Source organism: Pseudomonas sp. BN415 (assembly GCF_029871195.1).
GTDB classification, from domain to species: Bacteria; Pseudomonadota; Gammaproteobacteria; order Pseudomonadales; family Pseudomonadaceae; genus Metapseudomonas; species Metapseudomonas resinovorans.
This window is the reverse complement of record NZ_SSOK01000070.1, coordinates 64,615-91,115: the sequence shown is the minus strand read 5'-3', so window position 1 is coordinate 91,115 and position 26,501 is coordinate 64,615. Positions and strand designations below refer to the sequence as shown.

General features: G+C 64.0%; 25 protein-coding genes and 1 pseudogene. 9 read left to right on the top strand and 17 right to left on the bottom strand.

The window, feature by feature from the left end:
* Window positions 1-26 precede the first annotated feature (26 nt).
* From E8F20_RS26875 to E8F20_RS26840, 8 genes are all read right to left on the bottom strand, one after another.
* A complete protein-coding gene (locus E8F20_RS26875) occupies window positions 27-1,109 on the bottom strand; it encodes a BMP family ABC transporter substrate-binding protein (RefSeq protein ID WP_280286467.1) in 1,083 nt (360 codons plus the stop codon).
* Window positions 1,110-1,291: 182 nt separating this feature from the next.
* The gene (locus tag E8F20_RS26870; RefSeq protein WP_280286465.1) at window positions 1,292-2,218 is read right to left on the bottom strand and encodes an ABC transporter permease; all 927 of its coding nucleotides are present in this window, start codon (window positions 2,216-2,218) and stop codon (window positions 1,292-1,294) included.
* Window positions 2,219-2,366: 148 nt separating this feature from the next.
* Window positions 2,367-3,464: an ABC transporter permease gene (locus E8F20_RS26865; protein ID WP_280286464.1), complete on the bottom strand. Its 1,098-nt coding sequence runs from the start codon at window positions 3,462-3,464 to the stop codon at window positions 2,367-2,369.
* 13 nt (window positions 3,465-3,477) lie between these two features.
* Window positions 3,478-5,016, bottom strand: coding sequence for an ABC transporter ATP-binding protein (locus tag E8F20_RS26860; RefSeq protein WP_280286463.1), 1,539 nt, complete (start codon window positions 5,014-5,016; stop codon window positions 3,478-3,480).
* Between the two features lie 507 nt (window positions 5,017-5,523).
* A complete protein-coding gene (locus E8F20_RS26855; protein ID WP_280286462.1) occupies window positions 5,524-6,108 on the bottom strand; it encodes a YigZ family protein in 585 nt (194 codons plus the stop codon).
* Entirely contained in the window at window positions 6,108-6,776 is a 669-nt protein-coding gene (locus E8F20_RS26850) for a TetR/AcrR family transcriptional regulator (RefSeq protein WP_028630812.1), read from the bottom strand. Before E8F20_RS26850 ends, E8F20_RS26855 begins: the two co-directional genes overlap by 1 nt.
* A gap of 146 nt (window positions 6,777-6,922) precedes the next feature.
* On the bottom strand, window positions 6,923-8,296 hold the full coding sequence (locus E8F20_RS26845; RefSeq protein WP_280286461.1) for a nucleobase:cation symporter-2 family protein: 1,374 nt from the start codon (window positions 8,294-8,296) through the stop codon (window positions 6,923-6,925).
* 165 nt (window positions 8,297-8,461) lie between these two features.
* Window positions 8,462-9,382, bottom strand: a complete 921-nt coding sequence (locus E8F20_RS26840; protein ID WP_280286460.1) for a LysR family transcriptional regulator — start codon at window positions 9,380-9,382, stop codon at window positions 8,462-8,464.
* A gap of 120 nt (window positions 9,383-9,502) precedes the next feature.
* On the opposite strand from E8F20_RS26840, the gene E8F20_RS26835 reads away from it, so the two are divergent.
* From E8F20_RS26835 to E8F20_RS26825, 3 genes are all read left to right on the top strand, one after another.
* On the top strand, window positions 9,503-10,849 hold the full coding sequence (locus E8F20_RS26835; protein ID WP_280286459.1) for an aspartate aminotransferase family protein: 1,347 nt from the start codon (window positions 9,503-9,505) through the stop codon (window positions 10,847-10,849).
* A complete protein-coding gene (locus E8F20_RS26830; protein ID WP_077524298.1) occupies window positions 10,849-11,136 on the top strand; it encodes a cupin domain-containing protein in 288 nt (95 codons plus the stop codon). The genes E8F20_RS26835 and E8F20_RS26830 overlap by 1 nt, the downstream gene beginning before the upstream one ends.
* A gap of 110 nt (window positions 11,137-11,246) precedes the next feature.
* Complete coding sequence (locus E8F20_RS26825; RefSeq protein ID WP_280286458.1) at window positions 11,247-12,743, top strand: CoA-acylating methylmalonate-semialdehyde dehydrogenase; 1,497 nt, start codon at window positions 11,247-11,249, stop codon at window positions 12,741-12,743.
* Window positions 12,744-12,900: 157 nt separating this feature from the next.
* On the opposite strand, the pseudogene E8F20_RS26820 reads toward E8F20_RS26825, so the two are convergent.
* The 3 genes and pseudogenes from E8F20_RS26820 to E8F20_RS26810 all read right to left on the bottom strand — a co-directional run.
* A pseudogene (locus tag E8F20_RS26820) lies at window positions 12,901-13,395 on the bottom strand (transposase); the annotation flags it as partial.
* A gap of 330 nt (window positions 13,396-13,725) precedes the next feature.
* Window positions 13,726-13,959 (bottom strand): BRO family protein, encoded by a 234-nt coding sequence (locus E8F20_RS26815; protein ID WP_280286457.1) that lies wholly within the window; start codon window positions 13,957-13,959, stop codon window positions 13,726-13,728.
* A gap of 382 nt (window positions 13,960-14,341) precedes the next feature.
* On the bottom strand, window positions 14,342-15,136 hold the full coding sequence (locus tag E8F20_RS26810) for an NYN domain-containing protein (RefSeq protein ID WP_280286456.1): 795 nt from the start codon (window positions 15,134-15,136) through the stop codon (window positions 14,342-14,344).
* Between the two features lie 132 nt (window positions 15,137-15,268).
* Here E8F20_RS26810 and E8F20_RS26805 point away from each other — a divergent pair, with 132 nt between their 5' ends.
* Together E8F20_RS26805 and E8F20_RS26800 are read left to right on the top strand one after the other, a co-directional pair.
* Entirely contained in the window at window positions 15,269-15,445 is a 177-nt protein-coding gene (locus E8F20_RS26805; RefSeq protein WP_280286455.1) for a type II toxin-antitoxin system HicA family toxin, read from the top strand.
* Between the two features lie 32 nt (window positions 15,446-15,477).
* Window positions 15,478-15,885 (top strand): type II toxin-antitoxin system HicB family antitoxin, encoded by a 408-nt coding sequence (locus tag E8F20_RS26800; RefSeq protein ID WP_280286454.1) that lies wholly within the window; start codon window positions 15,478-15,480, stop codon window positions 15,883-15,885.
* Window positions 15,886-15,946: 61 nt separating this feature from the next.
* Here the strand turns inward: E8F20_RS26800 and E8F20_RS26795 are convergent, their stop codons facing one another.
* Window positions 15,947-16,288, bottom strand: coding sequence for a zinc ribbon domain-containing protein YjdM (locus E8F20_RS26795; RefSeq protein ID WP_028630822.1), 342 nt, complete (start codon window positions 16,286-16,288; stop codon window positions 15,947-15,949).
* A gap of 296 nt (window positions 16,289-16,584) precedes the next feature.
* Here E8F20_RS26795 and E8F20_RS26790 point away from each other — a divergent pair, with 296 nt between their 5' ends.
* Window positions 16,585-16,842 (top strand): hypothetical protein, encoded by a 258-nt coding sequence (locus tag E8F20_RS26790; RefSeq protein ID WP_280286453.1) that lies wholly within the window; start codon window positions 16,585-16,587, stop codon window positions 16,840-16,842.
* 21 nt (window positions 16,843-16,863) lie between these two features.
* Here E8F20_RS26790 and E8F20_RS26785 read toward each other — a convergent pair whose 3' ends face one another.
* The 3 genes from E8F20_RS26785 to E8F20_RS26775 all read right to left on the bottom strand — a co-directional run bounded on the left by E8F20_RS26785 (window position 16,864) and on the right by E8F20_RS26775 (window position 19,526).
* A complete protein-coding gene (locus E8F20_RS26785; protein WP_280286451.1) occupies window positions 16,864-17,331 on the bottom strand; it encodes an LEA type 2 family protein in 468 nt (155 codons plus the stop codon).
* 495 nt (window positions 17,332-17,826) lie between these two features.
* Entirely contained in the window at window positions 17,827-18,576 is a 750-nt protein-coding gene (locus tag E8F20_RS26780; RefSeq protein WP_280286450.1) for a phytanoyl-CoA dioxygenase family protein, read from the bottom strand.
* Window positions 18,577-18,689: 113 nt separating this feature from the next.
* On the bottom strand, window positions 18,690-19,526 hold the full coding sequence (locus E8F20_RS26775) for an arylamine N-acetyltransferase (RefSeq protein WP_280286449.1): 837 nt from the start codon (window positions 19,524-19,526) through the stop codon (window positions 18,690-18,692).
* A gap of 386 nt (window positions 19,527-19,912) precedes the next feature.
* On the opposite strand from E8F20_RS26775, the gene E8F20_RS26770 reads away from it, so the two are divergent.
* Window positions 19,913-21,352 (top strand): sodium:solute symporter family protein, encoded by a 1,440-nt coding sequence (locus tag E8F20_RS26770; RefSeq protein ID WP_280286448.1) that lies wholly within the window; start codon window positions 19,913-19,915, stop codon window positions 21,350-21,352.
* Between the two features lie 157 nt (window positions 21,353-21,509).
* Here the strand turns inward: E8F20_RS26770 and E8F20_RS26765 are convergent, their stop codons facing one another.
* Together E8F20_RS26765 and E8F20_RS26760 are read right to left on the bottom strand one after the other, a co-directional pair.
* Entirely contained in the window at window positions 21,510-21,824 is a 315-nt protein-coding gene (locus tag E8F20_RS26765; protein ID WP_280286447.1) for a hypothetical protein, read from the bottom strand.
* 107 nt (window positions 21,825-21,931) lie between these two features.
* Entirely contained in the window at window positions 21,932-22,750 is an 819-nt protein-coding gene (locus E8F20_RS26760; protein ID WP_280286446.1) for an outer membrane protein OmpK, read from the bottom strand.
* Between the two features lie 866 nt (window positions 22,751-23,616).
* On the opposite strand from E8F20_RS26760, the gene E8F20_RS26755 reads away from it, so the two are divergent.
* Window positions 23,617-25,029 carry a HAMP domain-containing sensor histidine kinase gene (locus E8F20_RS26755; protein WP_280286445.1) on the top strand — a complete coding sequence of 471 codons (1,413 nt, stop codon included), beginning with the start codon at window positions 23,617-23,619 and terminating at the stop codon, window positions 25,027-25,029.
* Window positions 25,030-25,034: 5 nt separating this feature from the next.
* A complete protein-coding gene (locus tag E8F20_RS26750; RefSeq protein ID WP_280286444.1) occupies window positions 25,035-26,465 on the top strand; it encodes a sigma-54 dependent transcriptional regulator in 1,431 nt (476 codons plus the stop codon).
* Window positions 26,466-26,501: the final 36 nt, after the last annotated feature.

Genomic DNA, 26,501 nt, shown 5'->3' with positions numbered 1-26,501 from the left:
CCTGACGGGAGAGGGCCGGGGCAAGGTTACTTCGGCAGTTCCGCCTTGATGCCTTCTACGTAGTAGTTCATCGAGGCCAGGTCGGCATTGGTGGCCACCACGCCGTCAGCCAGTTTCACCGCACCGGACTGGTCCTTGATCGGGCCGGTGAAGGGGTGGAACGCACCGCTCTTGATGCTGGCAATCAGCTTCTCGGCTTCGGCCTTCGCATCGGCCGGCACCAGGTCGCTGATGGGCAGTTCGATGGTTTCTTCACTCAGGCCGCCCCAGAAGTCCTGGGGCTTCCAGTTGCCGTCGATCACGCCCTGGGTGGCCTGGATGTAGTGCGGCCCCCAGTTGTTGACGATGGAGGTGAGTACGGCTTTCGGCCCGAAGTGGGCCATGTCCGAGGCGTAGCCCACCGAGTACACGCCGCGACGTTCGGCGGCCTGGATCGGCGCCGGGCTGTCGGTGTGCTGGAAGATCACGTCCACGCCCTGGTCGATCAGCGCGTTGGCCGCGTCGGATTCCTTGCCCGGGTCGAACCAGGTGTTGACCCACACCACCTTGATCTCCGCCTGCGGGTCGTACTTGTTCAGCGCCAACTGGATGGCGTTGATGTCGCGGATCACCTCGGGAATGGGGAAGGAGGCGATGTAGCCGATCTTGTGGGTCTTGGTCATCTTCGCCGCCAGGTAGCCGCCGACATAGCGGCCTTCATAGGAGCGCGACAGGTAGGTGCCGAGGTTCTTGTCCTGCTTGTAGCCGGTGGCGTGCTCGAAGGTGACCTTGGGGAACTGCTTGGCCACTTTGGCGGTGGGGTTCATGTAGCCGAAGGAGGTGGTGAACACCAGGTCATAGCCACCCTTGGCCATGTTGCGGATCACCCGCTCGGCGTCGGCGCCTTCGGCCACGTTCTCGACGAAACTCGTCTGTACCTTGTCGCCGAACCTGGCTTCCAGCGCCTTGCGGCCCTGCTCGTGCTGGTAGGTCCAGCCGTGGTCGCCGATGGGGCCGACATAGACGAAGCCCACCTTCAGCGGGTCGGCGGCGCTGGCGGAAAGGATGCTGCTGAAGCCGATGGCGGCCGCCAGGGTACGCAGCACGTTCTTCTTGATGTTCTTGTGCATCACGGGTGTTGCTCCTTTGGTCCTGTAGTGGCGTTTACGCTGCAGGCTCATTTGCAAAAAGCTGACCAAGCGGACAAAACAACTGTGTAAACCCCATAGGGCGGGTTTCAGCCCACCGGAAACGTCGAGGCCCCGCACTGGGCGGGGCTTGAAGTTGGTGCAGCACGCCTTCTGCTGGTGCGTCAGTGACCGGCGCGCCACGGCTGGCCCAGCGACACCGGCGCGAACAACCGGGTGCGCAGGGCATCTCGCGAGAGCAGCACCAGCACCAGGATGGTCGCTACGTAAGGCAGCATCGCCAGCAGGTTGGCCGGGATCGCCAGGCCCAGGCCCTGGGCCACCAGGTGGAGGATGCTGGCCAGGCCGAACAGGTAGGCACCGAGCAACACGCGCAATACCCGCCAGCTGGCGAACACCACCAGCGCGAGGGCGATCCAGCCACGTCCGGCGGTCATGTTCTCCGCCCACATCGGCGTGTAGGCCAGGGACAGGTAAGCCCCGGCCATGCCCGCCATGGCGCCGCCGAACAGCACCGCGAGGGTGCGCACGCGCATCACCGGCAGGCCCATGGCGCTGGCCGCGTCGGGGTTCTCGCCCACCGCCTGGATCACCAGACCGATGCGGCTCTTCAGCAGTACCCAGGCCACCAGGGCGAACAGCGCAAAGCTGAGGTACACCAGCAGGTCCTGGGCGAAGAGCATGCGGCCCAGCAGCGGAATCTCGCTCAGCAGCGGAATGGCCACCGGCTCGAAACCTGCGAGCGGTTTGCCCACCCAGGCCGCACCGACGAAGGACGACAAGCCCACGCCGAAAATGGTCAGGGCCAGGCCCGTGGCCACCTGGTTGGCGTTGCAGCCCAGCGCCACCAGGGCGAAGAGGGCCGACAGCAGCATGCCGGCGGCCATCGCCAGCAGCACGCCGAGCCAGAGGTTGCCGGTAGCCAGGGCGGCGATGAAACCCACCACGGCGCCGAACAGCATCATCCCCTCCTGGCCGAGGTTGAGCACGCCGCTCTTCTCGCACACCAGTTCGCCCAGGGCCACCAGCAGCAGGGGCGTACCGCAGCGCACCATGGCGAAAAGGATGTTGCTCAGCAGATCGAGGTCCATGGGGTGCTCCAAGATTGGTCTTCGTGTTTTGCTCTGCGTCCCTCACCCCCGGCCCCTCTCCCAAGGGGAGAGGGGAGGTTGACGAGGCTCAGGGAAAGTCCCCTCTCCCTCTGGGAGAGGGTTAGGGTGAGGGATGCCGGACTGTGCCTCACGCCATTGCCTCCCTGACCTGCTCCCTTCTTCGCCAGCGCACTGCCAGGCGCGGCCGATAGAGGATCAGCACGTCACAGGCCAGCAGGAAGAACAGCATCATTCCCTGGAACAGCTCGGTGATCGATTGCGGCAGGTTCAGCGCCATCTGCGCGTTTTCGCCGCCCAGGTAGAGCAGGGCCATCAGCAGGCCGGCGGCGAGGATGCCGAAGGGATTCAGCCGGCCGAGGAAGGCCACGGTAATCGCCGCGTAGCCATAGCCCGGCGATACCTGGGGCACCAGTTGGCCGATAGGCCCGGTGACTTCGCCCACGCCGGCCAGGCCCGCCAGGCCGCCGCTGATCAGCAGCACCAGCCAGACCAGGCGCTTCTCGCGAAAACCGACGAAGCCGGCGGCGCGTTGGTCCAGGCCCAGCACCTTGATCTGGAAGCCGAGGAAACTCTTCTGCAGCAGCACCCAGACCACCACCAGCGCCAGCAGGGTGAAGTACAGGCCGACATGCACCCGCAGGTCTTCCAGCAGCGGCGGCAGTCGCGAGGCGTCGCCGAACATCGCCGACTCGGGGAAGTTGAAGCCGGCCGGGTCCTTCAACGGACCATGCACGAAATGCAGCAGCAGGTTCAGGGCGATGTAGTTGAGCATGATGGTGGTGAGGATTTCGTTGGCGTTGAAGCGCGTTCTCAGCCATGCCGCCAGACCACCCCAGGCAGCGCCAGCCAAGGTGCCGGCCGCCAATACCAACGCCAGGGCCCAGCGGCTTTCCCAGTCGATGATGTGCACGGCCAGCGCGCTGCCGGCCAGGGCGCCGATCAGCAGTTGGCCTTCAGCGCCGATGTTCCACACCCGGGCCTGGTAGGCGACCGCCAGGCCCAGGGCGCAGAGCAGAATCGGCAGCGCCTTCACCAGCAGTTCGGAGAGCCCGTAGAGGTCGCTGATGGGGGCGATCAACAGGGTATGCAGGGTTTCCAGCGGGTCATGGCCGAGGGCGGCAAACAGCAGCGCGCCGCTGGCCAGGGTGAGCAGCCCGGCCAGCAGCGGCGACAGCGCGAGCATCGCGCGCGAGTGCTGCTGGCGGGGTTCCAGGGATAGCAACATGGAGGGGTCTCGTTCAGGCGGCTTGGGATTGATCGAACTGCCCGGCCATCCAGCGGCCGACTTCCACCGGGCTGGTGGCGGCGCAGGCTTTGAGCGGCGACAGGCGCCCGGCGCAGAGCGCACCGATGCGATCGCTGATCTGGAACAGTTCGTCGAGGTCTTCGGAGATCACCAGGATGGCCGCACCGGCGTCGCGCAGGGCTATCAACGCGCGGTGGATGGCCGCTGCGGCGCCCACGTCCACGCCCCAGGTAGGATGCGCGGCCACCAGCAGTTTCGGCTGCTGGAGGATTTCCCGGCCGAGGATGAATTTCTGCAGGTTGCCGCCGGACAGGCTGCGCGCCGGCGCCTGGGCATCGGGTGTTTTCACGGCGAAGCGGCGGATGATGTCGTCGGCGAAGGCCAGCACCCGGCCTCGGCGGATCAACCCACGACTCACCAGGCCCTGGCCGGATGCCGTGAGCAGAGCGTTGTCGGCCAGGCTCAATTCCGGCACCGCACCGTGGCCCAGGCGTTCGGCGGGGACGAAGGCAAGGCCAAGGGCGCGGCGCGCATCCGGGCGCAACTGGCCCACCGGGCTGCCGGAGAAGCGCACGCTGCCGGCGTCTGCCCCGGTGAGGCGTTGTTCGCCTGAGAGCAGGGCGAGCAACTCGTCCTGGCCGTTGCCGGCGACTCCGGCGATGCCGACGATCTCGCCGCTGCGTACTTCCAGTTGCAGGTCGGCCAGGGAAATACCGAAGGGGTCGGGGTTGCTCCACGACAGCCCGGACAGATTCAGGAACGGCGCGCCGCCAGAGACTTTCGGGTAACTGGCCGACAACCCTTCGGCATCGCCCACCATCAGTCGCGCCAGTTCCAGGTCGCTGCATTCGGCCGGTACGCAATGCCCGGATACCCGGCCGCCGCGCAGCACGGTGGCGCTTTGGCAAAGAGCGCGCACTTCGCCCAGCTTGTGGCTGATGAAGAGGATGCTGCAGCCCTCGTCGGCGAGCCTGCGCAGGGTGACGAACAACTCTTCCGCCTCCTGCGGCGTGAGCACCGAGGTGGGTTCGTCGAGGATCAGCAGGCGGATGTCCTGCATCAGGCAGCGGACGATTTCCACCCGCTGCCGTTCGCCGATGGACAACCCATGCACCAGGCGTTCCGGCTCCAGTGCCATGCCGTAGCGGCGGGATACTTCGCGGATGCGCGGCTCCAGCTGCTTCGGCGTGCCGGCTTCGCTACCCAGGGCGAGGGCAATGTTCTCCGCCACGGTCAGCGTCTCGAACAGCGAGAAGTGCTGGAACACCATGCCGATGCCCAGTTCGCGTGCCTGGGCCGGGTCGCGCACTTGCACGGACTGCCCCATCCAGCGGATTTCGCCCGCGTCCGGCTGGGTCACGCCGTAGATGATCTTCATCAGGGTGCTCTTGCCGGCGCCGTTCTCGCCCAGCAGGGCATGGATTTCCCCCGGCCCTATGCACAGGTCGACGTGGTCGTTGGCCAGGCAGCCGGGGTAGCGCTTGGTGATGCCACGCAGTTCGAGGCGTGGCGGCGAATTGGAGCTGATCATGGGGCCTTTTCCTGAGGCAATGCGCAATGCCGGGGCCGAAGCAAAAAGCTGGCCATGAGGTCAGGAAAGCCGCCAGGGTGCATGACAGAAGGGCTGCGTCAGCAGGCGGGCGGCCAAGGGTTGTGTGCGGACGCCCGCTGCTGGTGCGAGGTGAGCGTTTTCGATGCGAAGGTTCTGGTTGTTTTATGACCAGTTTCTTGCAGCTGGCGTGGCCGCTGGGTTGTGGGGGATATTCCCAAGCTTATCCACAGTCTTTTCCCCGTCCGGCGTGGACAAAAAGCCTGCCCACACGGCGCCCGGCAGGCCCCTTGCGCTGCCTTGGTGCGCAGAGGAATGCCTCGCCAAATCAGCTGCTTATCTTTGGGGCGGGGGATAAGCCCGAGTCTGGGCAAAAAGCGAACAATTCTTGCTAAGCCGCACCGCAGCGGCGTTTCAGCGAACAGCCCACGAGTTATCCACAGCGGGTTCCACAGAAATTGTGGGTGGTCCGCGCTTCCATAGATGGGGCTACAGCCGCTTCACTCCTATCCGTCCCCGGCTAATATCCCGCAGCAGCCGTTCCAGGTCGGCAATGCGGCCGTCGGGCAGGGCCAGCACCAGCTCCGCACCTTCGGCGTCGAATTGTTCGCTTTCCACCAACGCCTCGAATTCACCCAGGCGGGCTTTCAGCACGGGCAGTTCGGCAAAGGCGAGGTGACAGCTGACTCGGCGGCGGGCCACCAACTCCACGCGCTGGCCGCCTTGCAGGCATTTCGCGGCGCTGCCGCCGTAGGCACGGGCAAGGCCGCCGGTGCCGAGCTGGATGCCCCCGTAATAGCGGATCACCAGCACTGCCACTTGGTCACAGTCCTGGCCTTCGATGGCGGCGAGGATCGGGCGGCCGGCGGTGCCGCCGGGTTCGCCGTCGTCGCTGAAGCGGTACTGGTTGCCCAGCTTCCAGGCCCAGCAGTTGTGCGAGGCGCCAGGTTCGGACAGGCGCGCGATGAAGGCCTGGGCTTCTTCCACGCTGGCCACCGGCGCGGCATGGGCGATGAAGCGGCTCTTCTTGATCTCCTCGCGGTACTCGGCGGGAGCGCTGAGCGTGAACGGCATCAGGCTGTCGCGGGCGGCGTCAGGCCGCAGCCCTTGAGGATGATCTGGATAAGGTTCTGCGTGGCCGTTTCGAAATCTTCCTTGGTTAGGCGTTTGCGCCCGGTGACGCGGCAGATCTGGGTGTTGAAGTCGGCATAGTGCTGGGTGCTGCCCCAGAGCAGGAAGATCAGGTTGACCGGGTCAACCGGGTCCATCTTGCCGGCGGCGATCCAGGCTTCGAACACTCCGGCACGGCCCTTGAACCAGGTGCGGTAGTCCTGATCGAAATGAGCTTCGAGGCAGCCGCCGCCGCTGATGATCTCCATGGCGAAGATCTTCGAGGCCAGCGGGTGGCGTCGGGAGAATTCCATCTTGGCGCGAATGTAGCGGGCCAGGGCCTCGGCCGGATCGTCTTCGGCGGTGAGGGTGTTGAAGGTGCTGTCCCAGAGCTCCAGGTGGTTGCTCAGCACCGCGATATACAGGCCCAGCTTGTTGCTGAAGTAGTAGTGCAGGTTGGCCTTGGGCAGCCCTGCGCGCAGGGCGATGGTGTTCATGCTGGTGCCCTTGAAGCCGTGGCGGGCGAACTCTTCTTCCGCAGCGGCCAGTATCAGCTCTTCATTCTTCTGACGGATTCGGCCGGCGGGTTTTGCGGAAGGATTCGGGCTGTGGGCGGGCACCAGTGAAGTCATAGGTTTCCTGATTCTGAGTGGGGTTGGCGACAGCACTGATAACCCAGGATGGCGTGTCCGACAAGACAAAACTGTAGTGGCGGTCAGGTAATTTCACGGCTGCACCCGAATGGGGCCGGGATGCAGCCGTTTCGCACTGCCAGCGGTCAGATTCCGCTGCTTTCCAGTGCCGCTTCCCGCGCCGGTTCCGACGGCAGCAACAGGCTCAGCAGGATGGCCGTCACGCCGCCGCAGGTGATGGCCGAGTCGAACAGGCTCTGCACGATCTGCGGCATCTGGTGCAGCAGGGTGGGCTGGGCCGCGACGCCCAGGCCGACGCCGAAGGAGCCGGCGATGATCAGCAGGCTGCGGCGGTCCAGGTCCACTTGCGCGAGGATGCGGATGCCGGCCGCTGCCACGCTGCCGAACATCACCAGCGTGGCGCCGCCCAGCACCGGCTTTGGAATCTGCTGCAGCAGGGCGCCGATCAGCGGGAACAGGCCGAGTACCAGCAGGACCGCCCCTATATAGAGGCCGACGTGACGGCTGGCGACACCGGTGAGCTGAATCACCCCGTTGTTCTGCGCGAAGGTGGTATTGGGGAAGGCGCTGAAAGTGGCGGCGATCAGGCAGCTGACACCATCACCCAGCACGCCGCCTTTCAGGCGCGCCTCGTACTCCGGGCCTTCGAAGGGTTTGCGCGAGAGCATGCAGTTGGCGGTGAGGTCGCCCACGGTCTCGATGGTGCTGATGAGGTAGATCAGTGCCACCGGGATGAACGCCGTCCAGTCGAAGCTGAACCCGAACTTGAAGGGTACCGGCACGCTGATCAGCGGCAGGTCAGGCAGCGGCTGTGGCGCCAGCTTGCCGGTGGCCAGGGCTACCAGGCTGCCTACGGCCAGACCGATGAGGATCGACGACAGGCGCACCCAAGGGTTGCGCGAGCGGTTGAGCAGGATGATGGTCAGCAGTACCAGGGCGCCCAGGGCCAGGTTCCCCGGAGCGCCAAAATCCGCCGCCTTGAAGCCGCCGCCAATGTCGGTGATGCCCACCTTGATCAGGCTCACGCCGATCAGGGTGATGACGATGCCCGTCACCAGCGGCGTGATGATCCGTCGCAACTGACCGATGAAGCGGCTCAGTACGACCTGCACGAAGGCGCCGAAGAAACACACGCCGAAGATCATGGCCAGGATGTCTTCCGGGCTGCCACCACGGCTCTTCACCAGGAAGCCGGCCGCGAGCACCGCGCCGAGGAAGGCGAAACTGGTGCCTTGCAGGCAGATCATCCCGGCGCCGATACCCAGCGGCCGCCGCGCCTGGATGAAGGTGCCGACGCCGGACACCATCAGCGCCATGCTGATGAGGTAGGGCAGGTGCTCGCCCAGGCCCAGGGCGCCGCCGATCACCAGTGGCGGCGTGATGATGCCAACCACGCTGGCCAGCACATGCTGCAGCGCGGCACAGAAGGACTGCAGGGGGTTGGGCCGGTCTTCCAGGCCGTAGATCAGGTCGGTGTTGCTGGTTGCTTCGCTGTGCATGGTGCGCCCCGTGGGTAATGAGTAGCGGCTGCACTGCAAGAAGCTGACCAGTTGAACAGTTTTTCAGGCCTGACACGGCTTGCAACGGGACGCGGCGGTGTTCTGGGAGTGGGCGATCGCACCAAAAGGAGTGCCCCTGCGCCGGGCTGGTGCAGGCATCGCCGTTCAGCTGGTCGCGGCCAGTGCGTCCAGGAAACTCTCCAGCACCAGGTGCGGCCGGCGCCCCTTGCGCGTCACCGAGGACAGGGACAAGTCATAGAAGCGGCTTGCCGGTTTCAGTGCCCGTAGCCGGCCCTGCTGCACCCAGAAGGTGGCGTAGTGGTCCGGCAGGTAGCCGATATAGCGGCCAGTGAGGATCAGGAAGGCCATGCCCTCGCGGTCCGAGGCGCTGGCGCTGCAATTGAGCACCTGGTACTGCGCCTGGATCTCCGCCGGCAGGCGGAAGGTGGGGCCGATGGCGTCCTGTTGGTTCAGGCGTTCGTCGCTGAGTTGGGCGTCGTCGGCGTAGAACAGCGGATGGCCCACGGCGCAGTAGAGCAGCGAGCGCTCGCTGTACAGCGGCTGGTACTCCAGGCCCGAAAGGGCGGCGGTCTGCGGCACCACGCCGACATGCAGGCGACCGTCGAGCACCCCTTGCTCCACCTCGCTGGGGGGCGTCATGCGGATATTGATCTGCACGTCCGGCCCGCGTTCCTTCAGCCGCGACAAGGCGTGGGTGATGCGCATATGCGGCAGGGTCACCAGGTTGTCGGTAAGGCCGATGTTCAGCTCGCCGCGCAAGTGCTGGTGCAGGCCGTTGACCTCGGTGCGGAAGGTTTCCAGCGCCGCCAGCAATTGCATGGACGACTGGTACACCTCGCGGCCTTCCTCGGTCAGGGCGAAACCGGCACGGCCGCGCTGACACAGGCGCAGGCCGAGGCGCTGTTCCAGGTCGCTCATCTGCTGGCTGATGGCCGAACGGCCGATGCCCAGCACGCTCTCGGCGGCAGAGAAACCGCCGCACTCCACCACGCTGCGGAAGATGCGCAGCAGGCGAATATCGAAATCGCTGACCTGCGCCAACGGCTCTGGGCGGCGGCTGCTCATGGTTTAGTAACCTCTGATCTAAAGATATGAAAAGTTGGATTTTCGTGACTTTATGCCCGTGGCAATGTCGGCATCAAGTTACTTGTCGCACCTCAGAACAAGACCCACTCGAGGCCACTCATGAACATGCCGCAGACCGCCCAACTTCCCCTGGCCAGCCAGCTCAAGCTGGACGCCCACTGGATGCCCTTCTCCGCCAACCGCAACTTCCAGCGCGACCCGCGCCTGATCGTCGCGGCCGAAGGCAGCTGGCTGATCGATGACCAGGGCCGTCGCATCTATGACAGCCTGTCCGGCCTGTGGACCTGCGGCGCCGGTCACTCGCGCAAGGAAATCCAGGAAGCCGTGGCCAAGCAGCTCGGCACCCTCGATTATTCGCCGGGCTTCCAGTACGGCCACCCGCTGTCCTTCCAGCTCGCCGAGAAAATCGCCAACCTCACTCCGGGCGAGCTGAACCACGTGTTTTTCACCGGCTCTGGCTCCGAGTGCGCCGACACCTCCATCAAGATGGCCCGCGCCTACTGGCGCCTCAAAGGCCAGCCGCAGAAGACCAAGCTGATCGGTCGCGCCCGTGGCTACCACGGCGTGAACGTGGCCGGCACGGCGCTGGGCGGCATCGGTGGCAACCGCAAGATGTTCGGCCAGTTGATGGACGTCGACCACCTGCCGCACACCCTGCAGCCGGGTATGGCCTTCACCAAGGGCGCTGCCGAAACCGGCGGCGTGGAACTGGCCAACGAGCTGCTCAAACTGATCGAACTGCATGACGCCTCCAACATCGCCGCCGTGATCGTCGAGCCGATGTCCGGCTCCGCTGGCGTGATCGTGCCGCCGGCGGGCTACCTGCAGCGCCTGCGTGAAATCTGCGATGCCAACAACATCCTGCTGATCTTCGACGAAGTGATCACCGCCTTCGGCCGCATGGGCACCATGACCGGCGCCGAGTACTTCGGCGTGACCCCGGACCTGATGAACGTGGCCAAGCAAATCACCAACGGCGCCATCCCCATGGGCGCGGTGATCGCCAGCCGCGAGATCTACCAGACCTTCATGAACCAGGCGACGCCCGAGTACGCCGTCGAGTTCACCCACGGCTACACCTACTCCGCCCACCCGGTCGCCTGCGCCGCTGGCCTGGCCGCCCTGGACCTGCTGGAGAAGGAAAACCTGGTGCAGCAATCGGCCGAACTGGCCCCGCACTTCGAGAAGGCCATCCACGGCCTGAAGGGCGCCAAGCACGTCATCGACATCCGCAACTGCGGCCTGGCCGGTGCCCTGCAGATCGCCCCGCGTGACGGCGACGCCATCGTGCGTCCGTTCGAAGCCGGCATGGCCCTGTGGAAGGCCGGCTTCTACGTGCGCTTCGGCGGCGACACCCTGCAGTTCGGCCCGACCTTCAACGCCAAGCCGGAAGAACTCGACCGCGTGTTCGACGCCGTCGGCCAGGCCCTGCAGGGCATCAACTGATGAGTCAACGCCCGCAGGCCGTGCCCACGGTGCAGGTGGATAACGACGAGGTGATCGTCACCGAATGGCGCTTCGCCCCCGGTGCCGAAACCGGTCGCCACCGCCATGGTTACGACTACGTCGTGGTACCGATGACCAACGGCACTCTGCTGCTGGAAACCCCGGAGGGCGACAAACACGCCCCCCTGGTGGCCGGCCAGAGCTACTTCCGCAAGGCCGGCGTCGAGCACAACGTGATCAACGCCAGCGACCACGAAGTGGTCTTCGTGGAAACAGAATTGAAATAGCGCACGGACCCACGCCTTCTCCCTCTGGGAGAGGGCCGGGGTGAGGGGGGGATCAGCCCCTCCGACTATCCGGCGCCGCACAGACAATAGCCCTACAAGAGACCCCACCCATGAGCCTCATCCCGCACCTGATCAACGGCGAACGCATCGACGACCAAGGCCGCACCGCGGACGTGTTCAACCCGTCCACCGGCGAAGCCCACCGCAAGGTCGGCCTGGCCAGCCGCGCCACCATCCAGCAAGCCATCGACGCCGCCAAGGCCGCGTTCCCGGCCTGGCGCAACACCCCGCCGGCCAAGCGCGCCCAGGTGCTGTTCCGCTTCAAGCAACTGCTGGAGCAGAACGAAGCCATCATCTCCAAGCTGATCGCCGAAGAGCACGGCAAGACCCTGGAAGATGCCGCTGGCGAACTCAAGCGCGGCATCGAGAACGTCGAGTACGCCTGCGCCGCCCCGGAAATCCTCAAGGGCGAATACACCCGCAATGTCGGCCCGAACATCGATGCCTGGAGCGACTTCCAGCCGCTGGGCGTGGTTGCCGGCATCACCCCGTTCAACTTCCCGGCCATGGTGCCGCTGTGGATGTACCCGCTGGCCATCGCCTGCGGCAACACCTTCATCCTCAAGCCCTCCGAGCGTGACCCGAGCTCGACCCTGCTGATCGCCGAACTCTTCCATCAGGCCGGCCTGCCCAAGGGTGTGCTGAACGTGGTCAACGGCGACAAGGAAGCCGTGGACGCGCTGATCGAAGCACCGGAAGTCAAAGCCCTGAGCTTCGTCGGCTCGACGCCGATCGCCGAGTACATCTATGCCGAAGGCACCAAGCGCGGCAAGCGCGTGCAGGCCCTGGGCGGCGCCAAGAACCACGCCGTTCTGATGCCCGACGCCGACCTCGACAACGCCGTCAGCGCGCTGATGGGCGCGGCCTACGGTTCCTGCGGCGAGCGCTGCATGGCCATCTCCGTGGCCGTGTGCGTGGGCGACCAGATCGCCGATGCCCTGGTGGACAAGATCGTTCCGCAGATCAAAGGCCTGAAGATCGGCGCCGGCACCAACTGCGGCCTGGACATGGGTCCGCTGGTCACCGCCGCTGCCCGCGACAAGGTGGTTGGCTACATTGACGACGGCGTTGCGGCCGGCGCCAAGCTGGTGGTGGACGGCCGTGGCTACCGTGTGGCTGGCCATGAAGACGGCTACTTCGTCGGCGGCACCCTGTTCGACAACGTCAAAGCCGACATGCGCATCTACCAGGAAGAAATCTTCGGCCCGGTGCTCTGCATCGTCCGCGTCGGCAGCCTGGAAGACGCCATGCAGCTGATCAACGACCACGAATACGGCAACGGCACCTGCATCTTCACCCGCGACGGCGAAGCCGCGCGCCTGTTCTGCGACGAGATCGAAGTGGGCATGGTCGGCGTCAACGTACCGCTGCCGGTACCGGTGGCCTACCACAGCTTCGGCGGCTGGAAGCGCTCCCTGTTCGGCGACCTGCACGCCTACGGCCCGGACGGCGTGCGCTTCTACACCCGCCGTAAAGCCATCACCCAGCGCTGGCCGCAGCGCGCCAGCCACGAGGCGGCGCAGTTCGCCTTCCCCAGCAACGGCTGAGTGATGCGTTGAATGAAAAAGCCCCGGCGATTGCCGGGGCTTTTTTGATGGGTATCGCTTCGCTCCACCGCATCCTATAGACGCTGCACAGGATGGCGTAGAGCGCAGCGAAAGCCATCACCATTCCCCCGACGTCGTGGCTCAGGTCATCCTCGCGCCCTGCCCAATCCCGAGGCAGGATTCCCGACTTCACATAACGGTGAAACGATGACCACGGCCAATCGGCCACCCGTTCGACGTGGCCATGTTTGCGCGGGTTGTGGTGGATGTAATCCACGTGCCGCGCGAAATCTTCCTCATCGCGAATGCGATGCTCCCAGAAACGACGTTGCCAGATTCCGCGTTCGCCCTTGCTCGATCTGCTTGCCGAAACTTGCTCACCTTGAGGCAACGCGCGCGAGAACTCGGTCTTGATGAGCCGCCAGCGCTGGGCGTAGTCGGCGCTACCCGGTGGCAAGGTGCAAATGGCATGGAGATGGTCGGGGAGAATGACAATGGCATCGATATTCCAGGGGTGGCGTTGCATGGCGTAGCGGAAACTGGCTCGGAGCAGGGCTATCTGTTCGGTAAGTAATCGGCTTCGTCGGTCTGCGAGGTTCAGGGTGAAGAACCAGGTAGCGCCTGGGGTGTGGTCGCGGCGGTAGTGGGTCATCGATGGGCTTCCTTGCCTTTGATTTGATGGGTATCGCTTCGCTCCACCACATCCTACGGGGAGCGCTATCTGTAGGATGGGTGGAGCCTGCGATACCCATGAGTGTTACCCCGCTCAGGCACCCACATACCGCGGCACCTGCTCCCACGGCATCCACAACTCGCCTTGCCACTCCAGCAGCGTCAGGCGTTGGGATTGCCAGCTCAGCATCACGCGGCGCGGGCGGTAGTAGTCCTCCGCATGCTGGTCGCGCAGGGTGGGGATGACGTCGCGGGTGAGCCATTCATCCAGTTGTTGGCATTCGGGATGGCCGAAGCGGATCAGGGCCTTTTAGAGGCCGGCTTCATTGATAACGTGGGCCTCTTCTTCATGGCCGTTGGCGTAGCGGATGAGGGCTAGTCGGGTTTCGTGGGGCTTGAGTCGGCGGTGCAGGGATTGCGGGTGGTGCAGGCCGAGCAGGCGGGCGAAGTCGTAGGCGCAGAACCAGGGTTGGTTGTCGATCATCACGCCGCGCAGGGGGCGGTTGTGGCGGGTGAAGAAGGTGGGGATGTATGCGTCGTGCATGGTGGAACTCCTATGGCTCGATAAGGAGCTGCCACCTTCGTCGTCAAGCGAAAGGGTGGCAGACCGCACGGGGTTGACGAACCGGGCCATAGATCCGGCAGACCCCGAAGGATCTCCACGTGCAGTCTGCCATTAGGGCGGTGCAGTCTAAGGAACTGCACACAAGGTAGGGGCCGTGGGAAACGTCCGTCGCTTCCCACATGCACCGTAGGCAAAGTCGCGCGTATGGCTTCAGGTCGTCAAACCCGGCCGCGGGATTGACCGCGATCGGCGCACGTTAGGGAGGGGGCGGGGAGGGGGCAAGCGCTCAAAAGCGGTTTCGGAAATTTCCGCTGGCTGCCGGGGTGATGGGTTTCGCTTCGCTCTACGCCATCCTACGGGTCTACTTACCGCCTTTGCGATTGCGCACGTAGAGCGATTCGCCGCCGCTGGCGCTGCCGCCACGGCTCTGGAGTTCGAAGCGCTTGCTCTGGCCCTTGATCAGGTCGCTGAGCTTGCGAAAGCCATAGAGGCGTGCGTCGAACTCCGGACGCAGCTTGGTGATGTTCTGGCCGAGGGCGCCGAGCTGGATCCAGCCGTCGTCGTCGGAGAGGTCGTCGATGACCTTGGCGATGAGATCCACCGGCACCTTCTGCGTCTTGGGTTTGGCGGCGCGGGGCGAGGCGTCGGCCGGTCCCGGTTGGGCCTTATCGCTGCCGCCGGTGACGGGCTCGGCGGCGTCTTCCCGAAGGATCTCGGTGTAGATGAACTTGTCGCAGGCCACCACGAAGGGCTTGGGCGTTTTCTCTTCACCGAAGCCGTAGACGCTGAGTCCTTCTTCCCGCAACCGCGCGGCCAGGCGGGTGAAGTCGCTGTCGCTGGAGACCAGGCAGAAGCCATCGAAGCGCCGGGTGTAGAGCAGGTCCATGGCGTCGATGATCAGCGCGCTGTCGGTGGCGTTCTTGCCCTTGGTGTAGGCGAACTGCTGGATGGGCTGGATGGAATGGTCGAGCAGCACCTTCTTCCAACTGCCCAGCTGCGGGCCGGTCCAGTCGCCGTAGATACGTTTCACGCTGGCCACGCCGTACTTGGCGATTTCCTCGAACAGGCCCTCGATGATGGCGGCCGGCGCGTTGTCGGCGTCGATCAGGACCGCGAGGTGCTTCTGCTGGCGTGGGGCTTGAGGTTTGATGGCCATGGTTCGTCCCTGGTGCTGTGGATGACTGACCATACTGCGAAGCGGGCGGTCAGTGGCAATCTATCGACCAGAGAATTGCAGTTCTGTACTTGGTGGTTGCTATAACCACCAAATCCGCGCCAAGGACTGGACGTGAATAGCCGACAACTCATGGAGCTGATCGAGGCCGATGCATGGTTTCTGGTCAGGGGCAGTCACCACCACTTCAAGCACTCGACGAAGCCGGGGCTGGTGACCATTCCCCACCCGAAGCAGGACCTGCTGCCCCGAACGGCGGCCAGCATTCTCAAGCAGGCGGGCCTCAAGTGAGTCCTTTTCATCTTTTCCCGAGGAGCTACCTCATGCATTACCCAATCGCGATTCTTCCCGGTGACGATGGGCACGCCTGGGGCGTGGAGGTGCCGGACCTGCCCGGCTGCTTCTCTTCGGGCGGCGATCTGGATGACGCGATGGCCATGGCGCGCGAGGCCATCGAGGGGCATCTGGAAATTCTGGCGGAGGAAGGGGCACCGATTCCGGTGGCGCGGAAGGTGACCTTCCATGCCGCGAATCCCGAATACGCCGGCTGCACCTGGGCGTTGGTGGATATCGACGTGACGCGCTACATGGGCAAGGCGGAAAAGCTGAACATTACGCTGCCGGGCAAACTGCTCAATCGCATCGATGACTACGTGAGGAACCACCCGGAGCAGAAGAGTCGTTCGGGCTCCCTGGCGGCTGCGGCGCTGCGGGCGTTGCAGGAGGGGTGAGGGGCGGCTGTAGCCCTCTCCCCCGGCCCCACTCCCTGAAGGGAGTGGGGAGCAAGGCGCATCACACCTTGCGTACGAACTCCGACTTCAGCTTCATGGCGCCAATGCCATCGATCTTGCAGTCGATGTCGTGGTCGCCATCCACCAGGCGGATGTTCTTCACCTTGGTGCCGACCTTGACTACCAGGGACGAGCCTTTGACCTTGAGGTCCTTGATCACGGTGATGGTGTCACCGTCCTGCAGGACGTTGCCAACGGAGTCTTTGATCACCTTGTCGTCGCTGGCCGTTTCGGCGCCGGCGTCGGCGGACCACTCGTGGGCGCACTCCGGGCAGATCAGCATGGCGCCGTCTTCGTAGGTGTATTCGGAGTTGCATTTGGGGCAGGGCGGCAGGGTGCTCACGGTTTACCTCGACGTCGGTGTCACGAAAAACCATGGATTGTATAAGGTTTTGCCATCGCTTTGCCCGTTTCTGCGCTTTTGTAAGCGGGATGTGTCGAGTGTTTTACCGACTTGGCCATGTCTAAATCTTCCTGCTGGAACTGGTTGTTAGTCTGCGTGCACAGATAGTTCGTGGGCCTGGCCCGCATCGAGGGTGCAATGCGGCAACGTGTGTTCTGGAAGCTGGTCCCGAGGGAGCCGCGCAGTTTCCTGCTGAGCCGCCGAGTGCGGTGGATCGTCAGGTGGTGAATCGGTCGATGTCGGCCAACGTCTGGATGCCACCGCAGACGGACTTCCTGGGCAACCTGGCGATGGATTTCATCAGCCGCCAGGAAACCCTGGAGCGCGATTACGCTTCGATTTGCCAGCGTTTCGACATCGTTGCCCCGTTGCTCCATGTGAACCCTACGCAACAACGCCAGCAGCTACCGGTGCGTGAGTTTTGCTCGCTGCGTACGCGGAGGCTTGTGCAACGGGTCTATGCACGCGACTACGAGTGGTTGGGTTATGAGTGAGGATGGCCCTTCCGACCCACCCTATGGCGTATCCGTGGGCTCGGGAATACTCAGCACGCCGGCATCGGTAAAGCGCCGGGTGCCCCAGAAGCCGCCACCCAGTTTGCCGCGCAGGGCATAGGGGACATTCTGGACCGGGCTGGCGCCGGTGAGGCCCCAAGCCTGGCGCAGCACTGAGAAGGCCGAGATGGTTACTGGCACTTCGATGAGCGTTTCACCAAAGCCTGCCACCGTGCCGCCCTGGCTGCTGACGCCTCTGGCCAGGGGCAGGTCGTTCAGGTCCAGTTCCAGGGCCACGCCGCTGTAGTGGATAGCACTTTCATTGGGGTTCTGTACCCGCAGCTTGAGGTTGAAGCGCATTTCCAGGCCTTCGCCGGGGATAGGCTCCATGCCGGCGAGGTCGACCTGCAACGGGTCGCGTGTGCCGAAACCGGCGCAACCTGCCAGCAGCAGCGACAGTAACAAGGCGGCGAGGCGGGTAGGGTGCATGGAAGGCTTCCTGCTCCGGGTCTTGCCTTGAGTAAAGATCAGGCCGGTGCGGGCGTGCCCACATTTTCTGTGGAGCAGGCTGTGGATATCTTCTGGATGGATTGCGCTATGGCCTGCGCCAGAAGGCTTATGGCGGGTTGTTCGTTTCATGCTCACGAAGGGTGCAACCGCGGCTACCGGGCGCTCGTTGCAGATACCCACGGAATCTGTGGGGCAAGCTGTGGATAGCTTTGGGATGGGTGCCTGAAGCGCCCGAAAATAGCGACATACAAGCGGTTGATCGGTTTTTGTACAGGTGTGAGGGGCGGGCTTTCATGGGGTTGCAACGAGCAGGCCTGTGATCTGTTCAGCGAACGAGCCCGTCGCCACCCTGCGCGTGGTGCGTCGGTGCGGGATGCTCACAGAAACTGTGGGCTGCTCTGTGGATATCTTTGGGATAAATGCGTGGATTGCCCATGGGGCAGGCGCTGGAAACACTTGCTTGGTTTTTCGTCGTCAGTCGTATTCGGCCGCTTCGTGGTCGCCCAGCAGGCGGCGCTGGCGTGGGGTGCAGGCGGCGAGCGTGTCGGGGTTGAAGCGAAAGTCCAGGTAGGGCGAAAACTTCTGCGCCACCATGCGCCGTCCGTAGTGCACCTGCAGCAGGTAGCGACTGCGGTCCATGGTGCGGTTGCGGCTGCCGGCGTGCCAGAGCTCACTGCGGAACACCAGCACATCGCCTGCCCGGCACAGCACGGCATCGGCCGTTCTTCCGTGCCAGTTGGTTTCACCTGGCTGGGGCTTGCGCCCGGCGCGGTGGCTGCCGGGGATGACCAGGGTGGGGCAAAGGTCGGCGTCGATATCGTCCAGGTACAGGTGAGCGGTGAGCACCTGCATCGGCAACTGGAAAGACGGGTCGGCCAAGAGGCTTTCCGGCAGCTCCATTACCAGGTGGTCCAGGTGCAGCTCGGCACCGACAAAGCCGGGGTGGCAGCGCCAGACGGTCTGGCCGATCACGTGGCAGTCCTTGCCCAGTGCCGCTTCGGCCAGGTCGATCACGCGGGGCAGGTCGAGGTAAGGCAGCCATTCCGGCCCCCGGTTGAACACGCATTTGAAATGGTCGTCCACCAAGCCGATGTAGTCCCAGTGGATGGGCTGGAGCTGGTCCATAAGACGGCGCAGGGTGGCGATGGCGGGCGCGTCGAGCACGCCGGGGATGAGGGTGAAGCCCTGGGCGTTCAGGTCACGGAGATGGGCGGCGGCGGACATCGGCATGTCCTCGTAACTGGAGTTACCTGTAGGGTGGACCACGCTTCACCGGTCCACCATGGGAGGTTCGCCATGGCATCGAGGGTGGGCGGAAGAGCGCCACCCACCCTGCGTCAGGCTTTGAGCAAGCTTTCGAGGCGTTGGCGCAGTGGCTCGATCTCCTCTTCTGCAAGGTTCAGCAGGAAGTCATTCCGGAGCACCTCGACCAGCTCAGCTGCATCCTCGATCGTGCGACTTTCCACGCGCCCATCGCGGTGGCGCTTGTTGAAGGTGCCGTTGGCCAGGGTCAGCCGCCATTCGCCTTGGCTGCGTGCGGTCATCAGCATTTGGCGGAACACGCTATTGGGGTGGGTGGAGGTGTACCAGTTGCGCGGGATGCAATCGACCCAGGCATGCACCTCCGGGCCGAAGCGGTAGCAGGCCGCCCAGCCGGTTTCGGCGCGGAAGTTTTCCAGTTGCACCTCGTCGGTACCGTCATTCTGCGGACGCAGGCGATAGGGGAGGTCGGCGGGTATCGGGCCTTTGAGGGGAACGGCGCGCCAAGGGGTGGCGGAGCCGAAGCCGACATCCACCAGGTAAGGGCCTTCCGGAAGCCGCACGCGCAGCATCAGGTGGGAAAGCATGGTCTGCGGCGCATCCAGCGGCAGGCCCCAACGCACCCGGCCACCCAGCATTTCGACGTGATAGCCGAGGGCGAGCAGCAGGCGGGCGAAGAGGTTGTTCAGCTCGTAGCAATAGCCGCCGCGCTGGCGTTCCACCACCTTGGCGAACACGGCGCCGGCGTCGATGTGGATGGGGCGGTCGAGCAGTACGTCGACATTCTCGAAGGCCACCCGCTGCTGGTGGGCGGCGATCAGTCTGTCGAGGCTGGCGAGATCGGCGTGCGGCGGTGCGGGGGTGTCCAGGTGGCGCAGGTAGGCCTCGGTCTGCTGCGGGTTCAGTGCGTACATGCAGGAAAGCTCCTTGGCGATGAAGACTGGATGCTAGCAGATGCGTTTCCGCTGGCGACGAACGGTAGTTTGGTGTCGTTCTTAATCAACGGTGCCTGTAAAAAATAAGAAACTCGCCAGTCACGAGGTGACGTTGGTAAACGCTTTAAATCAGTGTGTTGGGATGAATTCTGTCTTCAGGGTCAGAGGCGTTCTGTCGATTTTTTTGCTCATACGCATCGTATTTGTTTGACATATTTTACGTCTTTGGCAGACTTCGCCTCCGTGGTAACCGCTCGGTTCGCTCCGTGCCGGCCCTCCGCCGTCAATAACAAAAACTCCGTCAGCCGAGGCGCCTGCCCCTCAGATTCCCGGCCCCGACGGGCGTGCCTCTGGAACAAGAACAAATGCTGATCTGGTTTGTTGCGGTATACCTGCTGATCACAGTTGGTGTCGGTTTCTACGCCTCCACTCGTGTCAAAAACTCCAAGGACTTCGCGGCCGGCGGCCGGAGCATGTCCTTCCCCCTGGTCGCGGCGATGGTGTTCGCCACCTGGTTCGGCTCGGAAGCCGTGCTGGGCATTCCTGCGACCTTCATCGAGGAAGGCTTCGCCGGGATTGTCGAAGACCCCTTTGGTTCGTTTGGTTGCCTGATGCTGGTGGGCCTGGTCTTCGCCCGTCCGCTCTACCGCATGAACCTGCTGACCATCGGTGACTTCTTCAGGAAGCGCTTCGGTCCGAACGTCGAGCTGATCACCAGCCTGGTCATCATCGGTTCCTACCTGGGCTGGGTGGCTGCCCAGCTCACCGCGCTCGGCGTGGTGTTCAACGTGCTGTCCGACGGTTCGATCACCACCACCCAGGGCATGCTGATCGGCACCGCCATCGTGCTGCTCTACACCCTGTTCGGCGGCATGTGGTCGGTGGCGCTGACCGACTTCATGCAGATGATCATCATCGTCGTCGGCCTGGTGTACCTGACCTGGCTGATCGGTGACATGGCCGGTGGTGCCGACGTGGTGATCAGCCATGCGGCGTCCGAAGGCAAGTTCACCTTCATGCACAGCTTCGAGCCGCGGGACATCGTCGCTTTCATCGCTGCCGCGGTGACCATGATGTTCGGCTCTATCCCGCAGCAGGACGTGTACGCCCGTGTGATGTCGGCCAAGACCGAGAACATCGCTGCCCGTGCGTCCATGACCGGTGCCGTGTTCTACCTCAGCTTCTGCATGCTGCCGATCTTCCTCACCTACGCCGCTTCGATGATCGACCCGGCCATGGTGCAGAAGTGGCTGGCCGAAGACTCGCAGATGATCCTGCCGCACCTGATCATGGAGCGTACCCCGCTGTTCGCCCAGATCATGTTCTTCGGCGCACTGCTGTCGGCGATCATGTCCACCGCATCGGGCACCCTGCTGGCGCCGTCGGTGACGTTCACCGAGAACGTCCTCAAGCGCTTCATCCCCGACATGACCGACCGCCAGTTCCTGCTGGCCATGCGTATCAGTGTGGTGGTGATGACCGCGGCTACCTCGGTCTTTGCCCTGTACTCCGACGCGAGCATCTACGAGATGGTCGGCAACGCCTACAAGGTGACCCTGGTCGCTGCCGTGGTACCGCTGTTCGCCGGCCTGTTCTGGAAACGCGCCACCACCCAGGGCGCCCTGCTGGCCATCGCGTTCGGCCTGCTCTCCTGGATGTACCTGGAAGCCACCTACGCGGACACCGACTTCTGGCCGCCGCAACTGGCCGGCCTGCTGTTCAGTGCCCTGGGCATGCTGCTGGGTTCGCTGCTGCCGCAGTTCGTGCGCAGCCGTCGTGAATCCCTGGAGCCTGTTGCGGCCTGAGGCTCCGAGGTCTGAACGAGCCCCGCCACGTGCGGGGCTTTTTCATGGACTCTCTCTGCATTCCCCGTAGGAGCTGGCTATTGGCCCGATGGCAAATTTCTCGCACCAGCGACGCCGCCCTTGGCGATTGAACTTGCCCCTACAGGATTCCGGAGACTCAGGCCGCCAGTTCGACGAAGCCGCGCAGCACGGTCAGGCCGACGAACAGGCTCATGGCGATCTGGCTGCCGCGGGGCACGCTGTCGCAGAGGGTGCGGAAGTTGAGCATGGGGGCGATGAATAGCTTCGGCCAGCAGGCGAAGGCCGCGCAGAGGGTGATCATGGACAGTGCGGCGAGGCTGGCGGAGAAGTCGAAGGTTGCGTTGGAGAGGATGCAACTGATGGGGATGGCAATGGCGATGGCGATCCAGCCGCCGGTGACTAGTTTCTCGCCCCGGGTGCGTGGCGAAACTGTAGCGCTGTCACTGGCCATAGGCGATTCCTTGTCTGACTGCAGGCTGAGACTGCCGCGCATTCTCTACCCGCCTTCGGGAAGGCGCAAGACAGTGGGGCCCGTCCCTGCGACGGGCCCCACGGTCATCAGAAATGCACCTTGGCCAGCAGGCTGAAGGTGTTCTGGTTGGTGCCGCCGAGTATCTCGTCGCCGAGGAAGCTGCTGTCGTCGATGGCGTACTTGTTCTTCCAGTAGTCGTACTCGATACCGACGTAGAAGTGTTTCACCGCGCTCCAGCCCATGGCCTTGCCCAGGTCGTACTTGATCTGCGGGTTGAAGTGCAGGTTGGCATGCAGGTCGTTCGGACGGTCGGAGGTGGCGTCCTTGTTGTTCCACACCCAGTCCATGAAGCCGTCGATCACGACGTCCGAATTGCCCACCGGAATGGTGTAGGACCACACCGGGGTGACCTGCCACTGGCCGGACGGGTTGTTGGTGATGCCGTCGGGCTTGCGGTAGTAGAAGTTCAGCTGGAAGTAATCGAAGCCGGGGAGCTTGAGGTCGAAGCCCGGGCCGATCAGGTAGTTCTGGTTGCGGTTCTCGCCACGCTCGTAGGTGGTGGCCAGCAGCACGTCGCTAATGGGGCCGAACTCCAGTTTCTGGTCGAACACCTTGCCGAAGGACAGGCGCGGGGAGAATTCGCCGTAGTAGGTGTTCTTGCCGGCGTTGGCGTCTTCCTCGCCGTTGTAATTGATCTGGTCGACGAAGACGAACAGGTCGCCCCAGGTCCAGCCGCTGGCGTGCTCGAAGGTGAAGGTCTGCTGGATTTCCGGGTTGATCTCGAAATTCTTGCCGTACAGGTAGGACAGGCTGTTGTCCTGCCACAGCAGGGGACCGTCAGCCAGGGCGCTGCCGGCCGCCAGCAGGCCGCCAGCGAGCATCAGGGAGGAAAGGGTGCGGTTCATCGGGTGTTGGCTCCAGTGGTCTTGATTCGTGTCTATCTGCGTAGAACTTGTCTGTTTGGTCAGGCCTGCCGGGGAGAGCAAGAAAGGCGCCAAGATGCCAAGGGCAGGTGGCAGGGCGCGCGATTATCGGGGGAATGCGCCGTTTTTCAAGCGGTTACGCGAATTTCGCGGGCGTTACCCGACTGTTGGAAGCTGACCAGATGCACAACTCTGGGGAGGGAAAGCTGACCGCGCGGGCAGTTTTGCCTTGATTTGGGGCGGCGTCGGAGCCAGCACGAATGCAGTCCGATGGACAGGGACGCACTGCGCCCCAGTGCGGTATTCGCGGGAGTACCTGGGAAGTTGCGGGGCAGCGGTACGGAAGGGGACCTTTCAATGCTCTGGGGCGGGCAGCAGGTTGTGTGGGATCGAGCCGGGCGTAGCGGTGCTCATTGGCAGGGACCGGCGGGGCAGCCGGGCGCCAGATCCGCTGGATGTCGTCGAGGTATCACCCTTCCAGTCGATGAACTTCGCCGTCCGTCCGGCGCCTGTGTTCGGTGTTTTCGTGGAAGTTGGCGGGCGCAATTTTCATACCATCCTGCACCGCGCGCCCTGCGTCGCGGCTGCCATGGGAAGTGCCGCTTCAAAGACCGATGAAGCGTCCGCCCGCGGTTGGGGACTGGGTCCCCAGAACTGGGGAAAAAGTGGGTGGGGAACTGGGGAAATTACCGTTCTACCTGTTGGTGACCGCTGAACGGCAGGGCTGCGGGCGATGAGGCCTGCGCTATAAATACCGGGGTCGGAGCTGGAATTGCCGACCCGGCCGGAGGCGTCTTTCTGACGCTCGCCTTGCGAGCGAACCGACGGTCACACAAGGGGAGGTTTCGATGAAGATGGCGCTGGCGAAAAAGCCCTTCAATCTGTTCCGCTGGTTTTCCCTGGTGAGCCTGGTAATCATCCTGGTGGTCGCCATCCTGCTCGGCCTGGCGGCGACCCGCTTTCTCATGCGCGAAAGCATCGACCGCGATGCCATGCTCAGCGCCCAGTTCATCAAGTCCATCGCCGACGTCGAAGTCATCCATGGCAACTTCTCCCCGGGCCTGACCTTGGGCGAATTCCTCGACAAGCGTGTCGACGGTGCGCGCCTCGGTGTTTCCCACGAACAATTGGTGAAGTCCCACGAGGAGTTCTTCGACCATATCGTGCGCCTGCCCGATGTGCTGCTGGCCAATGTCTACGCGCCCGATGGCGTGGTGATCTGGTCGACCAACCCGAAACTGGTGGGTGGGCGGTCGCTGGAACAAGCCAAGCTGAACGAAGCGGTACGGAGCCGCAATACGGTGACCACCGAGCATCACGGTCCCGACGCCGGCCCGGCCGAGGACTACTTCATGCGGGTGCCCCACAGCCTTTATCTGGAAAGCTTCATTCCGCTGCAGGACAGCCGCGGCGAAGTGCTCTCTGTCATCGAGATCTACAAGGAGCCGGTGGACCTGATCGCCCGCATGAATCGCGGCTTCGTCCTGCTCTGGATCGCTACGGCGCTGGGCGGCGCGATCATCTACCTGAGCCTGTTCTGGTTCGTACGCCATGCCTCGCGCCTGGTGGACGACCAGCAGCGGCAGCTGGTGGAAAACGAAACCCTGGCCCTGCTCGGCGAGATGTCCACCGCTGTCGCCCACAGCCTGCGCAACCCGTTGGCGTCCATCCGCTCCAGTGCCGAGCTTGCGCTTGAAGTGGACCAGGGGCCGCTGCACAAGAACCTGGGCGACATCATCACGCAGGTGGACCGTATGTCGAAGTGGGTCCGCGAGCTGCTGCTGTCCGCCCGCCCGCTCTCCGGTGACCAGGAGCCGGTGGACATCACCAATGCCCTGGAAGAGACCCTGGCCGCCTACGAACCGCAGATCCGCCACTCCGGCATCGAGGTCGACTGGCAGACCCGGGAGGCACCCAAGGTGGTCAGTCATCCGGTGCTCCTGCAGCAATTGCTGGGCAGCGTGCTTTCCAACGCCATCGAAGCCATGCCGCGCGGCGGTCGCCTGGTGGTCAGCCTGGAGCCGGATGCACGTCGCCATCTGCTTAACTTGACCATCAGCGACACCGGTGGCGGCATGTCGCCGGCCATGCTGGACATGGCCTTCAAACCCTTTCACACCACCAAGCGCGGCGGCCTGGGCGTCGGCCTGGTGCTGGTGCGCAAGATAGTCGAGCGCTTTGGTGGAGCAGTCAGCATCGAAAGCCGGGAGAACGCTGGTACCAATGTGCACCTGACCTTCAGGGCCACGGCAGGGGGATAACAAAAATGGGCAACAGCATTCTGATTGTCGAAGACGACGAGATCCTGGCTGATAACTTCTGCACCTACCTGCAGCGTCGCCAGTTCGACGTCATCGTTTGCAGTTCGGCCGAGGAAGCCCTGGCGATCATCGAGGCGCAGCATCCTGATCTGGTGCTGACCGACTACTGCCTGCCGGGCATGAGCGGGTGCGACCTCATCAGCCGCGCCCGCGCACTGGACGAGCAACTGAAGGTCATCATGATCACCGGCCACGGCAACGTGCAGGGCGCGGTGGAAGCCATGAAGGCCGGCGCCAGCGACTACCTGACCAAGCCGGTGGCCCTGGCCGAGCTCAAGCTGGTGGTGGATAAGGTGCTGGAAGCGAGGCGACAGGAGCAGCGTTTGTCCTTTTACCAGCAACGTGAAGCCCAGGACTCCGGGCTCACCGGCCTGATCGGCGACTCCGGACCCATGCGTGCCATGAAGGACCTGGTCTGCCAGGTGCTGGGTGCCGAAGAGCGCATGGCCGGTGAAGACCTGCCGGTGGTGCTGATCGAGGGCGAGACCGGGACGGGCAAGGAGCTGGTGGCCCGCGCCCTGCACTTCGACGGCGCGCGCCGCAAGGGACCCTTCGTCGAATTCAACTGCGCGTCGATTCCCTCGCACTTGCTGGAGGCGGAGCTGTTCGGCCACGAGAAGGGCGCTTTCACCGATGCCAAGGATCGCCGCGTGGGCCTGGTGGAAGCAGCCGATGGCGGCACCCTGTTCCTTGACGAGGTGGGCGAGATCGACCTGCTGCTCCAGGCCAAGCTGCTCAAGCTGCTGGAAGACCGCACCATCCGTCGCCTGGGCTCGGTCCGCGAACGCAAGGTCAACCTGCGCATCATCAGCGCCACCAACTGCAACCTCGAACAGATGGTCCAGGAGGGCAAGTTCCGCCGCGACCTGTTCTTCCGCCTGCGCATCATCACCATCAAGGTGCCGCCGCTGCGTGCCCGTGGCGACGATATCTTCACCCTGGCGGAACACTTCGTCGCCCAGCACGGCAAGCGCTACGGGAAGCCGGGGCTGCGCTTCAGCCCGGAAGCCAAGTCAGTGCTCAAGGGCTACAGCTGGCCAGGCAACGTGCGTGAACTGCGCAACATGCTGGAACAGACCGTGCTGCTGGCGCCAAGCAATGTCATCAGCCCCGAGCAATTGACCATCTGTCGCGGCCTGCTGGCCGGTGCCGGTGTCACCGAGGCGGCCCTGCCGGCGATGATGGTAGAGCCGCTGGGGCTGGAAGACGAAAACCTGAGCCTGTCCGACGCCGAGCGCGACCTTGTGGTCAAGGTGCTCGGCAAGACCGACTGGAACATCTCCAAATCCGCCCGGATGCTCGGCCTGACCCGCGACATGCTGCGCTACCGTATCGACAAGCTGGGTCTGGAACGGCCAGACCGGCAGCATCATTGAGCAGACCCCAATCTCGGGGCATCCACCGACCAAGGT